Annotated in this window: 7 protein-coding genes, 2 tRNA genes and 3 rRNA genes; 4 read left to right on the top strand and 8 right to left on the bottom strand. The window is 60.9% G+C overall.

Annotated features, from left to right (window positions below; genetic code table 11):
* The first annotated feature begins 44 nt into the window (after positions 1–44).
* From imuA to ACSX1D_RS03335, 3 genes are read left to right on the top strand one after another with little or no spacing between them, the layout of a single operon-like run.
* On the top strand, positions 45–662 hold the full coding sequence (gene imuA / locus ACSX1D_RS03345) for a translesion DNA synthesis-associated protein ImuA (protein ID WP_439860967.1): 618 nt from the start codon (positions 45–47) through the stop codon (positions 660–662).
* 6 nt (positions 663–668) lie between these two features.
* Positions 669–2,084: a Y-family DNA polymerase gene (locus ACSX1D_RS03340; RefSeq protein WP_439860966.1), complete on the top strand. Its 1,416-nt coding sequence runs from the start codon at positions 669–671 to the stop codon at positions 2,082–2,084.
* Positions 2,060–5,155, top strand: a complete 3,096-nt coding sequence (locus tag ACSX1D_RS03335) for an error-prone DNA polymerase (protein WP_439860965.1) — start codon at positions 2,060–2,062, stop codon at positions 5,153–5,155. The genes ACSX1D_RS03340 and ACSX1D_RS03335 overlap by 25 nt, the downstream gene beginning before the upstream one ends.
* Before the next feature lie 74 nt (positions 5,156–5,229).
* Here the strand turns inward: ACSX1D_RS03335 and rrf are convergent.
* From rrf to ilvC, 7 genes are all read right to left on the bottom strand, one after another.
* A 5S ribosomal RNA gene (rrf, locus tag ACSX1D_RS03330) occupies positions 5,230–5,345 on the bottom strand.
* 140 nt (positions 5,346–5,485) lie between these two features.
* Positions 5,486–8,376 (bottom strand): 23S ribosomal RNA (locus ACSX1D_RS03325).
* 250 nt (positions 8,377–8,626) lie between these two features.
* A tRNA-Ala gene (locus ACSX1D_RS03320) sits at positions 8,627–8,702 on the bottom strand.
* Positions 8,703–8,733: 31 nt separating this feature from the next.
* A tRNA-Ile gene (locus tag ACSX1D_RS03315) sits at positions 8,734–8,810 on the bottom strand.
* Between the two features lie 65 nt (positions 8,811–8,875).
* A 16S ribosomal RNA gene (locus ACSX1D_RS03310) occupies positions 8,876–10,412 on the bottom strand.
* The 16S, 23S and 5S rRNA genes sit together here with 2 tRNA genes alongside, the layout of an rRNA operon.
* Before the next feature lie 935 nt (positions 10,413–11,347).
* A complete protein-coding gene (pssA, locus tag ACSX1D_RS03305; RefSeq protein WP_439862262.1) occupies positions 11,348–12,163 on the bottom strand; it encodes a CDP-diacylglycerol--serine O-phosphatidyltransferase in 816 nt (271 codons plus the stop codon).
* 156 nt (positions 12,164–12,319) lie between these two features.
* The gene (gene ilvC / locus ACSX1D_RS03300) at positions 12,320–13,336 is read right to left on the bottom strand and encodes a ketol-acid reductoisomerase (RefSeq protein WP_439860964.1); all 1,017 of its coding nucleotides are present in this window, start codon (positions 13,334–13,336) and stop codon (positions 12,320–12,322) included.
* A 128-nt stretch (positions 13,337–13,464) separates the two neighbouring features.
* Here ilvC and ilvY point away from each other — a divergent pair, with 128 nt between their 5' ends.
* Positions 13,465–14,346: an HTH-type transcriptional activator IlvY gene (gene ilvY / locus ACSX1D_RS03295; protein ID WP_208708377.1), complete on the top strand. Its 882-nt coding sequence runs from the start codon at positions 13,465–13,467 to the stop codon at positions 14,344–14,346.
* A gap of 18 nt (positions 14,347–14,364) precedes the next feature.
* Here the strand turns inward: ilvY and ACSX1D_RS03290 are convergent, their stop codons facing one another.
* Complete coding sequence (locus tag ACSX1D_RS03290) at positions 14,365–15,585, bottom strand: ISL3 family transposase (protein WP_439860963.1); 1,221 nt, start codon at positions 15,583–15,585, stop codon at positions 14,365–14,367.
* Positions 15,586–15,725: the final 140 nt, after the last annotated feature.

Below are 15,725 nucleotides of genomic sequence, written 5' to 3'. Positions count from 1 at the left end.
GCCTGTTCCAGCGCCCTCACCCGGGCCGGCCGAGGCCCACGCCGATGAGCGCCGTGGTCAGCCTCGACAGGTTGCTCGACGAGCGCCGGGTGTGGCGTGGCCGGCCGGCCGCGCGGACGGCCGGCCGACAGCCGAGCGGCCATGCCGCGCTGGATGCCGCCCTGCCCACGGGTGGCTGGCCGGCGTCGGCGCTCTCCGAGATCCTCATGCCCGGACCTGGCCTCGGCGAACTGCACCTGCTGTGGCCGACCCTGGCGCGCCTGACCCGGGCAGCCGAACGGGTGATCCTGGTCGCGCCGCCCTTCGTGCCCTACGCCCCGGCCTGGCAGGCCGCCGGACTCGACCTGCGCCGCCTCGAGGTAATCCAGGCGAGCGGCCGCGATGCCCTGTGGGCGGCCGAACAATGCCTGCGCTCGGGCAGCTGCGCAGCACTGCTGTGCTGGCCTGAGCGCGCCGACGACCGCGCCCTGCGGCGCCTGCAGGTCGCCGCCGAAAACGGCCAGAGCCTGGCGTTCGCCTACCGCCCGCTGCGCGAGGCGCACAACCCGTCGCCGGCCGCCCTGCGCCTGGCCCTGGATGGCCGACCGGGCCAGGTCCGGGTGCTCAAGTGTCGCGGCGGCCTGGCCCCGGCGACGCCGCTGTGCTTCGCCGTCGGGGCGTGAGCCGCCATGCGCTGGGCCTGCATAGTGCTGCCGCAGCTGGCACTGGATGCGGTGCTGCGGCGCTGCGCCGATCCCGCTGCGCCCCTGGCGCTGCTCAGCGGGCCGGCGCAGCGGCGCGTGCTGCAGGCGGTCAATCCGGCCGCACGCGCCCTCGGCCTGCGTCCCGGCCAGTCGCTGAACGCCGCCCAGGCCCTGAGCCGCGATTTCGCCACGGCCGAGTACGACACGCAGCAGATCGAGCGCTGCCAGCGCTTCCTGGCGGCCTGGGCCTATCGCTTCAGCTCCCAGATCAGCCTGCACTACCCGCGCGCGCTGCTCATGGAGGTCGAATCCAGCCTCGCCCTGTTCGGCCCCTGGCCGCGCTTCGAGGCGCGCCTGCGCGCCGAACTGCAGGCCCTGGGCTTTCGCCACCGCATCACCCTGGCGCCGAACCCGGCCGCAGCCAGGGTGATGGCCAATGTCCATGACGGCCTGGCAATCGCCGATGCGGCCGCGTTGCGCCAGCAGCTGGAACAGCTGCCGATCGAGCACCTCGGCCTGCCCCGCGAGGTGGCCAGCGCCCTGGCCCGCATGGGCCTGCGCACCCTGCGCCAGGTCCTGGTCCTGCCCCGCGACGGCCTGGCCCGGCGTTTCCCCGCCGAGGTGCTGCTCCACCTCGACACCCTGCTCGGTCTGCGCCCATTGGCATTGGACTACTACAGCCCGCCGGACCACTTCGATGAGCGTATCGAGCTGAACTTCGACGTCGAATCCCACCAGGCCCTGCTGTTTCCCCTGCGCCGCCTGATCCACGATCTGGCCGCCTACCTGGCCGGCCGCGACAGCGGCGTGCAGCGCTTCGTCCTGCACCTGGAACACCGGGCCCGCGCCGACAGCCTGGTGGCGGTCGGCCTGCTCGGCGCCGAGCGCGACGCAACCCTGTTGTTCGAGCTGACCCGCGAACGCCTGGAACGCCTGCAGCTGCCCGCCCCGGTCGAGGCGCTGCGCCTGCAGGCCCGGGACCTGCCGGACTTCGTCCCGGCGCACGCCAACCTGTTCGACGAACGTGCGCAACAGACGCTGGCCTGGGAGCAACTGCGCGAACGCCTGCGCGCGCGCCTGGGCGACGCGGCGGTGCAGGGCCTCGGCGTGCACGCCGATCACCGCCCCGAACAGGCCTGGCGGCCATACAGCGCAGCCGCGACGACTGTCCCCGGCGCGACCGGTCCCAGGCCCGGCTGGCTGCTCGCAGAGCCACTGGTCCTGGACGACGCGGCCCCGCGCCTGCTCGCCGGCCCGGAACGCATCGAGTCCGGCTGGTGGGACGGTAACGATATGCGCCGCGACTATTACCTGATCGAGACTCGCTCGGGCCAGCGCGCCTGGGCCTACCGCCCGGTCGGCTCGGCGGGGCCGCTATGGCTGCACGGGTGGTTCGCATGAGCGTCGACTACGCCGAGCTGCACTGCCTGTCCAACTTCAGCTTCCAGCGCGGCGCCTCCAGCGCCGGAGAACTCTTCAGCCGCGCCGCCCGCCTGGGCTACCGGGCCCTGGCCATCACCGACGAATGCAGCCTGGCCGGCATCGTACGTGCCTGGCAGGCAGCCAAGGACAGCAGCGTGCCGCTGATCGTCGGCAGCGAGCTGCGCATCGAGGAGGGGCCCAAGTTGGTCCTGCTGGTGGAAAACCTCGGCGGCTACCAGAACCTGTGCCGGCTGATCAGCAAGGCCCGGCGGCGCGCGGCCAAGGGCCACTATCGCCTGCTCCGCGACGACTTCGCCGAGCCAACCGAGGGTCTGCTGGCGCTCTGGTTGCCCGGTTCGCCTGGCGATACCAGCGAGGGCCATTGGCTGCGCGGCGTATTTGCCGAGCGCCTGTGGCTGGCGGTGGAGCTGCACCGTGGCGCGGACGACAGCCAGCGCCTGGCTGACCTGCAGGTCCTGGCCGCCGAACTGGAATTGCCGCTGGTCGCCAGTGGCGACGTGCACATGCACGCCCGTGGCCGCCGCGCCTTGCAGGACTGCATGACGGCGATCCGCCTGCACCAGCCGGTCGGCGAAGCCGGCTTGCGGCTGTTCGCCAATGGCGAACGCCACCTGCGCGCCCCGCAGGCGCTGGCCGGGCTCTATCCCCCGCAACTGCTGGAAGAGACCTTGCGCATTGCCCGGCGCTGTCGGTTCGACCTCAGCGAACTGCACTACCAATACCCGCGCGAACTGGTCCCCCAGGGCCAGACGCCAAGCACCTGGCTGCGCCAACTGACCGAGCAGGGCATGGCCTGGCGCTGGCCCCAGGGCGCGCCACAGAAAGCCCGGCAGCTGATCGAGCGCGAACTGGCGCTGATCGCCGAGCTGGGCTATGAGAGCTATTTCCTCACGGTGCACGACATCGTGCGCTTCGCCCGCAGCCAGAACATCCTCTGCCAGGGCCGCGGTTCGGCGGCCAACTCGGCGGTGTGCTACGCCCTGGGCATCACCGAACTGGATCCGGCGCGGATGAACATGCTGTTCGAGCGCTTCATCTCCCGGGAGCGCAACGAGCCGCCGGACATCGACGTCGACTTCGAGCACGAGCGCCGGGAAGAAGTGCTGCAGTATGTGTTCCAGCGCTATGGCCGCGAGCGTGCCGCGCTCACCGCCGTGGTCAGCACCTACCATGGCGCCGGCGCCGTGCGCGATGTCGGCAAGGCCCTCGGCCTGCCACCTGACCAGCTCAACGCCCTGGCCGCCTGCTGCGGACGCTGGAGCGACCGACTGCCGCCGGCCGAGCAGCTGCTGGAGGCCGGTTTCGATCCCGACAGTCCGCTGCTGCGCCGGGTGCTGACCCTCAGCGCCGAGCTGATCGGCTTCCCCCGCCACCTGTCCCAGCATCCGGGCGGTTTCGTCATCTCCGAGCAGCCCCTGCACAGCCTGGTACCGGTGGAAAACGCAGCCATGGCCGAGCGCACCATCATCCAGTGGGACAAGGACGACCTGGACATGCTCGGCCTGCTCAAGGTCGACATCCTCGCCCTGGGCATGCTCAGCGCCCTGCGCCGCACCTTCGACCTGCTGCGCCGCTATCGTGGCCGCGACCTGAGCCTGGCCAGCATCCCGGCCGAAGACCCGCAGACCTACGCGATGATCAGCCGCGCCGACACCATCGGCGTGTTCCAGATCGAGTCGCGGGCGCAGATGGCCATGTTGCCGCGACTCAAGCCCAGGTGCTTCTACGATCTGGTCATCGAAGTCGCCATCGTCCGCCCGGGGCCGATCCAGGGCGACATGGTCCACCCCTACCTGCGCCGGCGCAATGGCGAGGAAGCGGTCAGCTATCCCTCGGAGGAACTGCGCCAGGTGTTCGAGCGTACCCTCGGCGTTCCGCTGTTCCAGGAGCAGGTCATGGAGCTGGCCATAGTCGCGGCCGGCTACAGTCCGGGCGAAGCTGACCAGCTGCGTCGCGCCATGGCCGCCTGGAAACGCCATGGCGGCCTCGAGCCACATCGCCAGCGTCTGACCCAGGGCATGCTCGCCCGCGGCTATAGCGGCGAATTCGCCGCGCGCATCTTCGAGCAGATCAAGGGCTTCGGCAGCTATGGTTTCCCCGAGTCCCATGCCGCCAGCTTCGCCCTGCTGACCTACGCCAGTTGCTGGCTCAAGTGCCACGAACCGGCGGCCTTCACCTGCGCCCTGATCAACAGCTGGCCGATGGGCTTCTACAGCCCCGACCAGCTGCTGCAGGACGCCCGCCGCCACGGAATCGAGACGCGCCCTGCGGACGTGTGTTGCAGCAACTGGGATTGCACCCTGGAGACCGACACTGGCCAAGCGGCCATCCGCCTCGGCTTGCGCATGGTCCGCGGCCTGCACGAATCCGCTGGGCGGCGTATCGAAGCGGCCAGAACAGCAGCCCCCTTTGAGGATGCGTACGACCTGGCCAGGCGCGCCGAGCTCGACTCCCGCACCCTCGCCCAACTGGCCGACGCCGGCGGCCTGCAGGGACTGGCCGGCGACCGTCACCGGGCTCGCTGGTCAGTCGCCGGTATCGAGGAGCAGACGCCCCTGTTCGCCCACCTGCCCGCCCAGGCCGAGGCGCCAGTCCCCCTGCCCCAGCCGACGCTAGGGGAAAACCTGCAGGCCGACTACGCCACGCTGGGCACCACCCTTGGGCCCCACCCGCTGTCCTTGCTGCGCGGCGAGCTGGAGCGCAGACGCTGTCGCAGCTCGCGAGAGCTACGGGCTATCGGCCATGGCCGTAGCCTCAGCGTCGCCGGCCTGGTGGTCGGTCGCCAGCGTCCGCAAACCGCCGCCGGCGTGACCTTTGTCTCCCTGGAGGACGAACACGGCATGATCAATGTGGTGGTCTGGCGCGACCTGGCAGAACGTCAGCGCCGCGTGCTGCTGGAAGCGCAGTTGCTGCAGGTCGATGGCCATCTGGAAGAGGCCTCGGACGTCCGCCATGTGATCGCCGGCCGCCTGCTGGACCTGACCCCGCTGTTGGCCGGGCTGGCGGTGCGCAGCCGCGACTTCCAGTGAAGCCCAACGGACTTTTCCTGCGCACAAAGACAAACCCCCGACCTGCTTACGCGGGTCGGGGGTTTGGGATAGGTGCTTGACGATGACCTACTCTCACATGGGGAAACCCCACACTACCATCGGCGATGCATCGTTTCACTACTGAGTTCGGGATGGGATCAGGTGGTTCCAACGCTCTATGGTCGTCAAGCAATTCAGCAGGGGAGTCGCGGTTGAGGCGCTTCCCCGAATTGGGTATGTGATATGCGGTATTGCGTGTTCTGGCAAATTTTCGGTTTGTTGTCGACTTCAGCCGTCTGACACACAAACAACAAATTGTTTGGGTGTTATATGGTCAAGCCTCACGGGCAATTAGTATGGGTTAGCTCAACGCCTCACAGCGCTTACACACCCCACCTATCAACGTCGTAGTCTTCGACGGCCCTTTAGGGAGCTCGAGGCTCCAGTGAGATCTCATCTTGAGGCAAGTTTCCCGCTTAGATGCTTTCAGCGGTTATCTTTTCCGAACATAGCTACCCGGCAATGCCACTGGCGTGACAACCGGAACACCAGAGGTTCGTCCACTCCGGTCCTCTCGTACTAGGAGCAGCCCCTCTCAAATCTCAAACGTCCACGGCAGATAGGGACCGAACTGTCTCACGACGTTCTAAACCCAGCTCGCGTACCACTTTAAATGGCGAACAGCCATACCCTTGGGACCGGCTTCAGCCCCAGGATGTGATGAGCCGACATCGAGGTGCCAAACACCGCCGTCGATATGAACTCTTGGGCGGTATCAGCCTGTTATCCCCGGAGTACCTTTTATCCGTTGAGCGATGGCCCTTCCATACAGAACCACCGGATCACTAAGACCTACTTTCGTACCTGCTCGACGTGTCTGTCTCGCAGTCAAGCGCGCTTTTGCCTTTATACTCTACGACCGATTTCCGACCGGTCTGAGCGCACCTTCGTACTCCTCCGTTACTCTTTAGGAGGAGACCGCCCCAGTCAAACTACCCACCATACACTGTCCTCGATCCGGATAACGGACCAGAGTTAGAACCTCAAGGTTACCAGGGTGGTATTTCAAGGATGGCTCCACGCGAACTGGCGTCCACGCTTCAAAGCCTCCCACCTATCCTACACAAGTAAACTCAAAGTCCAGTGCAAAGCTATAGTAAAGGTTCACGGGGTCTTTCCGTCTAGCCGCGGATACACTGCATCTTCACAGCGATTTCAATTTCACTGAGTCTCGGGTGGAGACAGCGCCGCCATCGTTACGCCATTCGTGCAGGTCGGAACTTACCCGACAAGGAATTTCGCTACCTTAGGACCGTTATAGTTACGGCCGCCGTTTACCGGGGCTTCGATCAAGAGCTTCGCTTTCGCTAACCCCATCAATTAACCTTCCGGCACCGGGCAGGCGTCACACCCTATACGTCCACTTTCGTGTTTGCAGAGTGCTGTGTTTTTAATAAACAGTCGCAGCGGCCTGGTATCTTCGACCGGCATGAGCTTACGCAGTAAATGCTTCACCCTCACCGGCGCACCTTCTCCCGAAGTTACGGTGCCATTTTGCCTAGTTCCTTCACCCGAGTTCTCTCAAGCGCCTTGGTATTCTCTACCTAACCACCTGTGTCGGTTTGGGGTACGGTTCCTAGTTACCTGAAGCTTAGAAGCTTTTCCTGGAAGCATGGCATCAACCACTTCGCATTCTAAAAGAACGCTCGTCATCAGCTCTCGGCATTAAGCGCCCGGATTTACCTAAGCACTCTGCCTACCACCTTAAACACGGACAACCAACGCCGTGCTGGCCTAGCCTTCTCCGTCCCTCCATCGCAGTAACTAGAAGTACGGGAATATTAACCCGTTTCCCATCGACTACGCATTTCTGCCTCGCCTTAGGGGCCGACTCACCCTGCGTCGATTAACGTTGCGCAGGAAACCTTGGTCTTTCGGCGTGCGAGTTTTTCACTCGCATTGTCGTTACTCATGTCAGCATTCGCACTTCTGATACCTCCAGCAAGCTTCTCAACTCACCTTCACAGGCTTACAGAACGCTCCTCTACCGCTCATCCTAAGATGAACCCGTAGCTTCGGTGTATGGTTTGAGCCCCGTTACATCTTCCGCGCAGGCCGACTCGACTAGTGAGCTATTACGCTTTCTTTAAAGGGTGGCTGCTTCTAAGCCAACCTCCTAGCTGTCTAAGCCTTCCCACATCGTTTCCCACTTAACCATAACTTTGGGACCTTAGCTGACGGTCTGGGTTGTTTCCCTTTTCACGACGGACGTTAGCACCCGCCGTGTGTCTCCCGTGCTGACACTTGCTGGTATTCGGAGTTTGCATCGGTTTGGTAAGTCGGGATGACCCCCTAGCCGAAACAGTGCTCTACCCCCAGCAGTGATACACGAGGCGCTACCTAAATAGCTTTCGAGGAGAACCAGCTATCTCCGAGCTTGATTAGCCTTTCACTCCGATCCACAGGTCATCCGCTAACTTTTCAACGGTAGTCGGTTCGGTCCTCCAGTCAGTGTTACCTAACCTTCAACCTGCCCATGGATAGATCGCCCGGTTTCGGGTCTATACCCAGCGACTAAACGCCCTATTAAGACTCGCTTTCGCTACGCCTCCCCTATTCGGTTAAGCTCGCCACTGAATATAAGTCGCTGACCCATTATACAAAAGGTACGCAGTCACCCAACAAAGTAGGCTCCCACTGCTTGTACGCATACGGTTTCAGGTTCTATTTCACTCCCCTCTCCGGGGTTCTTTTCGCCTTTCCCTCACGGTACTGGTTCACTATCGGTCAGTCAGTAGTATTTAGCCTTGGAGGATGGTCCCCCCATATTCAGACAAAGTTTCTCGTGCTCCGTCCTACTCGATTTCACTTCTAAGATCCTTTCGCGTACAGGGCTATCACCCACTATGGCCGCACTTTCCAGAGCGTTCCGCTAAAATCAAAGAAGCTTAAGGGCTAGTCCCCGTTCGCTCGCCACTACTAAGGGAATCTCGGTTGATTTCTATTCCTCAGGGTACTTAGATGTTTCAGTTCCCCTGGTTCGCCTCACACACCTATGTATTCAGTGTGTGATACCCAGCTTATGCTGGGTGGGTTCCCCCATTCAGAGATCTCCGGATCAAAGTCTGTTTGCCGACTCCCCGAAGCTTATCGCAGGCTACCACGTCTTTCATCGCCTCTGACTGCCAAGGCATCCACCGTATGCGCTTCTTCACTTGACCATATAACCCCAAGCAATCTGGTTATTGTCTATAACGTGAAGACGACATTCGCCGAAAATTTGCACTTGAGAACAACGCAAATTTTACCTTGACCAAATTAATTACCAGTGAAAGTAATTAATCAGTCACTTCTATCACATACCCAAATTTTTAAAGAACGATTTTCGTACTGGTCAAAGACCAGAAATCAACATTCAACTGACGATCTCAGGAATGTTCATTTCTGAACTCTACACAACGATGCTGTAAGTGGTGGAGCCAAGCGGGATCGAACCGCTGACCTCCTGCGTGCAAGGCAGGCGCTCTCCCAGCTGAGCTATGGCCCCATATTCTACCAAGGCCAAACCCCACAACAATTGGTGGGTCTGGGCAGATTCGAACTGCCGACCTCACCCTTATCAGGGGTGCGCTCTAACCAACTGAGCTACAGACCCAATCGTCTTTCGCAATGAATCAAGCAATTCGTGTGGGAGCTTATAAGGAAGCTGATGTCGTCGATTAAGGAGGTGATCCAGCCGCAGGTTCCCCTACGGCTACCTTGTTACGACTTCACCCCAGTCATGAATCACACCGTGGTAACCGTCCCCCTTGCGGTTAGACTAGCTACTTCTGGTGCAACCCACTCCCATGGTGTGACGGGCGGTGTGTACAAGGCCCGGGAACGTATTCACCGTGACATTCTGATTCACGATTACTAGCGATTCCGACTTCACGCAGTCGAGTTGCAGACTGCGATCCGGACTACGATCGGTTTTATGGGATTAGCTCCACCTCGCGGCTTGGCAACCCTTTGTACCGACCATTGTAGCACGTGTGTAGCCCTGGCCGTAAGGGCCATGATGACTTGACGTCATCCCCACCTTCCTCCGGTTTGTCACCGGCAGTCTCCTTAGAGTTCCCACCATAACGTGCTGGTAACTAAGGACAAGGGTTGCGCTCGTTACGGGACTTAACCCAACATCTCACGACACGAGCTGACGACAGCCATGCAGCACCTGTGTCTGAGTTCCCGAAGGCACCAATCCATCTCTGGAAAGTTCTCAGCATGTCAAGGCCAGGTAAGGTTCTTCGCGTTGCTTCGAATTAAACCACATGCTCCACCGCTTGTGCGGGCCCCCGTCAATTCATTTGAGTTTTAACCTTGCGGCCGTACTCCCCAGGCGGTCAACTTAATGCGTTAGCTGCGCCACTAAAATCTCAAGGATTCCAACGGCTAGTTGACATCGTTTACGGCGTGGACTACCAGGGTATCTAATCCTGTTTGCTCCCCACGCTTTCGCACCTCAGTGTCAGTATCAGTCCAGGTGGTCGCCTTCGCCACTGGTGTTCCTTCCTATATCTACGCATTTCACCGCTACACAGGAAATTCCACCACCCTCTACCGTACTCTAGCTTGCCAGTTTTGGATGCAGTTCCCAGGTTGAGCCCGGGGCTTTCACATCCAACTTAACAAACCACCTACGCGCGCTTTACGCCCAGTAATTCCGATTAACGCTTGCACCCTCTGTATTACCGCGGCTGCTGGCACAGAGTTAGCCGGTGCTTATTCTGTCGGTAACGTCAAAATTGCAACGTATTAGGTTACAACCCTTCCTCCCAACTTAAAGTGCTTTACAATCCGAAGACCTTCTTCACACACGCGGCATGGCTGGATCAGGCTTTCGCCCATTGTCCAATATTCCCCACTGCTGCCTCCCGTAGGAGTCTGGACCGTGTCTCAGTTCCAGTGTGACTGATCATCCTCTCAGACCAGTTACGGATCGTCGCCTTGGTGAGCCATTACCTCACCAACTAGCTAATCCGACCTAGGCTCATCTGATAGCGTGAGGTCCGAAGATCCCCCACTTTCTCCCGTAGGACGTATGCGGTATTAGCGTTCCTTTCGAAACGTTGTCCCCCACTACCAGGCAGATTCCTAGGCATTACTCACCCGTCCGCCGCTGAATCAGGTAGCAAGCTACCCTCATCCGCTCGACTTGCATGTGTTAGGCCTGCCGCCAGCGTTCAATCTGAGCCATGATCAAACTCTTCAGTTCAATACTGCTTGGGTTTTGAGAAAACCCTAAACTTGGCTCAGCAATCGCAAACCTCTTACTTAAAAGAGTTAACTCTCGAATTAACGAGTGTTGCTTTGTGATGCTGATAATCAGTTGACTATCAGTCTTACCCCACAAGCACCCACACGAATTGCTTGATTCAGTTGTTAAAGAACAGTTGGTTAAGTCTTTCGTCTCAACCGAGGCGCGCATTCTACAGCAGCCTCATCTTCCGTCAAGCAGTTTCGAAAATTTCTTTTCTACTTCAACCACCTGCGCCTTCGATCAACCTTCAGCTTCTCGTCAGCGGGAGGCGAATTCTACAGCGCTCAAAACCACTGTCAACCACCTTTTCAACCGCTCTCGCCCCACTCAATCGAAGCACCGACAGGATCAACTTGCCACCCTGTCAGCCCGACGCATTCTACGCCGCCTGCGCTGCGTTGCAACCCCTTATCTAAACTTAACCCTTTGTTTTGCAAAGCGTTTTATAAGAGGCTTACGCCGGAGAAGGCGCGCATTATAGGCCCCGCACGCAGCAGGTCAACTCTTTATCGAATTCTTTCCAATACATAGCGCGAACGCCTTACTACAGCCCCCTCTCATCCCAATTCCAGGGAATTGACGTGACCCGTGCGCCCGAGACCCAGAGCGTCGTCTACAGCCCAAACCGTCCGGACCGAAATAGCCGTAGACCGATACCAAGCAGAAACCCAATAGCCGCATAGAAGGCACCCACAACCAAGCACCATACATGGCCGCCCTATCGAACGAATACAGATAGGGGAGCACCGAAGCCCAGCGAGAGAACACCCAGTGCGCACTAGCAAGAAGGCCAGCGGCACAGAGGACAGAGAGAGGGGACAGGAATGGGCAGGCCTGACTGCCGCCCGCCGACGCCGCACCACGGGTTGCGGCGTCGACCGGACGCTAGATCACTTTACCGACTTGCGCCGACGCAACAGCAGGAGGTACTGCAACGGACCGGACGCGGCATAGGCCAGGAAGATGATCAGCAGTATGCGCGGCGGATCACTGAACACCACCGCAAAGAGCAGCACAACGGCAAGGATCGCAACAAAGGGCACGCGCCCCTTCAGGTCCAGATCCTTGAAGCTGTAGTACTTGATATTGCTGACCATCAGCATGCCGGCGGCCGCCACCAGCACCGCCACACCAAAGGCCATGTTGGAACCCTTGATGCCGAAGTCACTGAAGGCCCAGACCGTGCCCGCGACCACACCGGCCGCCGCCGGACTGGCCAAGCCGATGAAGAAGCGTTTGTCGGTCGTACCGATCTGGGTATTGAAGCGCGCGAGGCGCAGCGCCGCTCCGGCGACGTATATGAACGCCACCATCCAGCCCACCTTGCCCATGCTGCCCAGGGCCCACTCGAACGCCAACAGCGCAGGCGCCACACCGAAGGCGACCATGTCGGACAGAGAGTCGTATTCGGCACCAAAGGCGCTCTGCGTATTAGTCAGGCGTGCCACTCGACCATCGAGACTATCCAGCACCATGGCCACGAACACTGCGGCCGCGGCCACATAGAAATTACCGTTCATGGCATTGATGATGGCGTAGAAGCCGGCAAACAGATTCGCCGTGGTGAACAGGTTGGGCAGCAGGTAGACCCCACGATGGCGAACCTTGCGCCCCTCATCATCATGGCCTTCCTCGACATGCTCATCGATCGGTAGCAGGCTCTCTTCGTCGGAGGCCGCGTTGGGCGCTTCTGGACGCTCGCTCATGAACAACACCTTGCAACGTATAGGGAGAATTTCGCCAGACAGCGGCAGTGCCAACTCGCCACTGCCCAGGCTCAGCAATCAGGCTTTATACCAGAAGCCTTGCGATAGAACGAAAAAACGCGGCCAGGGCCGCGTTCTTTCTCACACCGACAGGGCTTAGTTCTTGCTCTTGTCGACGATCTTGTTGGCGGAGATCCACGGCATCATCGAACGCAGCTGCTCACCGATAATCTCGATGCCATGGGCCGCGTTGTTGCGGCGCTTGGCGGTCATCGACGGATAGTTTGTAGCACCTTCGCTGATGAACATCTTCGCGTACTCACCGTCCTGGATGCGCTTCAGGGCGTTGCGCATGGCCTTGCGCGACTCCTCGTTGATCACTTCCGGACCGGTCACGTACTCGCCGTACTCGGCGTTGTTGGAGATCGAGTAGTTCATGTTGGCGATGCCGCCCTCGTACATCAGGTCGACGATCAGCTTCAGCTCGTGCAGGCACTCGAAGTAGGCCATTTCCGGGGCATAGCCGGCCTCGACCAGGGTTTCGAAGCCAGCCTTGACCAGCTCGACGCAACCGCCACAGAGAACGGCCTGCTCACCGAACAGGTCGGTTTCGGTTTCGTCCTTGAAGGTGGTTTCGATGATGCCGGTACGACCGCCGCCGACACCGGAGGCGTAGGACAGGGCGACGTTCTTGGCGTTACCGGAGGCGTCCTGGTAGATCGCGATCAGATCAGGGATACCACCGCCCTTGACGAACTCGGAACGCACGGTGTGGCCCGGGGCCTTGGGCGCGATCATGATCACGTCGAGGTCGGCACGCGGGACTACCTGATTGTAGTGGATGGCGAAACCGTGGGAGAAAGCCAGGGTCGCACCCTGCTTGATGTTCGGCTCGATCTCGTTCCTGTACAGCTGGCCCTGGAACTCGTCCGGAGTGAGGATCATCACCAGGTCGGCAGCCGCGACAGCGGAGGCAACGTCGGTGACCTTCAGGCCGTGGGCCTCGGCCTTGGCGACAGTAGCCGAGCCCTTGCGCAGACCGATGGTGACGTCGACACCGGAGTCCTTCAGGTTGCACGCCTGGGCATGCCCCTGGGAACCGTAACCGATGATGGCGACTTTCTTGCCCTGGATGATGGAGAGGTCGCAGTCTTTGTCGTAATAAACTTTCATGTTCTTGGCTCTTTTGAATCGAAAGGAGTGGGGCGCAAAGGCACCGTGACAAGAGGCACCTTAAGTGATCCGCACCGTTGCGTAAAATGATATATTTGCAACACAACATGCCGAAATACGAAACATAAATGGACAGCCACGCCCTCAAGCTTTTTCTTGCCCTGGCAGACAACCTGCACTTCGGCAAAACCAGCCACGAGCAGCACGTCAGCCCCTCCGCACTCAGTCGCTGCATCAAGCAGCTGGAAGATGAACTCGGCGCACCGCTGTTCCTGCGCGACAATCGCTCGGTCCGACTGACCCGTGAGGGGCAGCAGTTCCGCGAGTACGCCAGCGAGGTCATGAATGGCTGGCAGGCCATTCGCCAGGCGTTCCGGCAGGACCAGCTGGTTCTGCACGGCGAACTCTCCCTGTACTGCTCCGTCACGGCCAGCTACAGCTTCCTCTACGACATCCTCAGCAGCTTTCGACAGGACTACCCGCGCATCGAAATGAAGCTGCACACCGGCGACCCGGCAAGAGCCGTCGAGCGGGTACAGCAAGGACTGGAAGATCTCGCCATCGGCGCCCGCCCCGACCACTTACCCGCCGGCATCGATTTTCAGTCGATCACCCGCTCCGAGTTGCGCTTCATCGGCCCGCAGTCGCCACAGCTACTGACCGAAGACCAACTGATCCACCCCGACGCGGAAAGCTGGAAAGATGTGCCAATGATCCTATCGGAAGAAGGCCTGGCCAGAACCCGGACCGACCGGTGGCTGAAAAGCCACAACATCAAACCGCGCATCTACGCCCAGGTGAGCGGCAACGAAGCTATCGTGAGCATGGTGAGCCTGGGGTTCGGCATAGGCGTGGTGCCGCAGATCGTCCTCGACAACAGCCCGCTGACCGCACGCATTCGCATCTACGACATTCAGCCGCCATTGACCGCCTACGATATCGGCCTGTTCGCGCTGCAAAAGCGCCTCAAGGATCCACTGATCGCGGCCTTCTGGAATCGCCAGCAATAACCTGCGGCGAAAAAAGGTTCATCGCACTTTCCCGGGGAAGGCGGCCTTGATTTTCAGGAAGAAGTAGTCCGAGTCGCGGAAGCCATAGGCCATGCGCTTGATGACCTTGATGCGGTTGTTCACCCCCTCCAGCACGCTGGTGTGCATCGGGAAGCGGGCACTGGCGAGGATGCCGCGGAGGTAACGCCTGAGGTTCTTGGCGAAGCGCTGCAGCGGCGCCAGGCTACTGTCCCGGACGTGCCGTTGCCAGTCCCGCCAGCGCCGCCAGCGCCGCCAGCGCCGCCAGCCCTCCCAGACGCCGGGCGCGTACCAGATGTCCTTGAGCGCATCCTTGAGCAGGTAGACGGTGGCCAGTGATTGATTGGCTTGCAGCAGCTCCTGCAACTGCACCGCCTGCTCGCTCTTGAGGTTGGCCCGGTTGCGCAGCAGCAACCAGCGACTGCGCTTGACCACTTGGCGCGCCGGTTTGTCATGCCGTAGCAGGTTGGCCTGGTCGACGCGGATACGGTCGATCACCTCGCGGCCGTAGCGCGCCACCACATGGAACAGGTCGTACACCACCTCGGCCCGCGGGCAATGGCGCTTCACCTCCAGGTCGAAGGCCGTGTTCATGTCCATCGCCACCGCCTCGATCTGCTGGCAGCGCTCGCCAAGCAGCTCGAAGAACGGCCGAACAGCCTCGCGGCTGTTGCCGTGCCCGACCCACAGCACGCGGGTTCGCTCGGCATCCATGATCACCGTGGCGTAGCGATGGCCCTTGTGCAGGGCGAACTCGTCCATCACCAAGCGCCGCACGTCAGCGGGCTCGAAGGCGCCCACTGCGGCTTCCAATCGACGCTTGTCGATGGCCTTGAGGGTGTGCCAGTGCAAGCCGGTCAGGCGACTGACATGGCTTATCGGCAAGAGCTGCAACAGGCCTTCGAGCCAGATCTGCAAGCGCCGAGTCAGGCGTGCGGCCGGTCCCAACCAGTCGATACGCTCGGTCACGCGTCCACAGGTCAGGCAGTCGATGCGGCGCACGGGTAACTGCAGAACAACACGCCGATCCAGCAGGTCACGGTCACGCACCTGGCGCATGCGCCGTTCGTGGATCAACGGACAGGGCTGGCCACAGCGCCCACACTGGGGTAGCCGGTTGGCCTGGGGCTCCAGCTCAATCAGCAGGGTGTTTTCAGCGGCGGGGCGGCAGGCGACGACCTCGTAGCCTGGCCAGAAAGCGGCAAGATCAATAGGATGCACGGCGACAGCAGGGACTGGGAGTTGGTGTGTTTGGCGACTGCCAATCTACCCATTTCCCTGACTGTCAACTCGCTCTTTCCCCAGAGTCCGCGAAGAACCGAAAAAAAGCCCCGCACTGGGCGGGGCTTTCTTCAGCATGG

The organism is Pseudomonas sp. MBLB4136, from assembly GCF_051904765.1.
Classification (GTDB): domain Bacteria; phylum Pseudomonadota; class Gammaproteobacteria; order Pseudomonadales; family Pseudomonadaceae; genus Aquipseudomonas.
Note: the sequence above shows the minus strand (reverse complement) of the source record. Positions and strands in the feature narration are given on the sequence as shown.

Bases quoted from the DNA above. Each gene is read 5' to 3' on its own strand.
- imuA (WP_439860967.1), top strand. From the start codon at position 45: ATGAGCGCCGTGGTCAGCCTCGACAGGTTGCTCGACGAGCGCCGGGTG.
- ACSX1D_RS03340 (WP_439860966.1), top strand. From the start codon at position 669: ATGCGCTGGGCCTGCATAGTGCTGCCGCAGCTGGCACTGGATGCGGTG.
- ACSX1D_RS03335 (WP_439860965.1), top strand. From the start codon at position 2,060: ATGGCTGCACGGGTGGTTCGCATGAGCGTCGACTACGCCGAGCTGCAC.
- pssA (WP_439862262.1), bottom strand. From the start codon at position 12,163: ATGAGCGAGCGTCCAGAAGCGCCCAACGCGGCCTCCGACGAAGAGAGC.
- ilvC (WP_439860964.1), bottom strand. From the start codon at position 13,336: ATGAAAGTTTATTACGACAAAGACTGCGACCTCTCCATCATCCAGGGC.
- ilvY (WP_208708377.1), top strand. From the start codon at position 13,465: ATGGACAGCCACGCCCTCAAGCTTTTTCTTGCCCTGGCAGACAACCTG.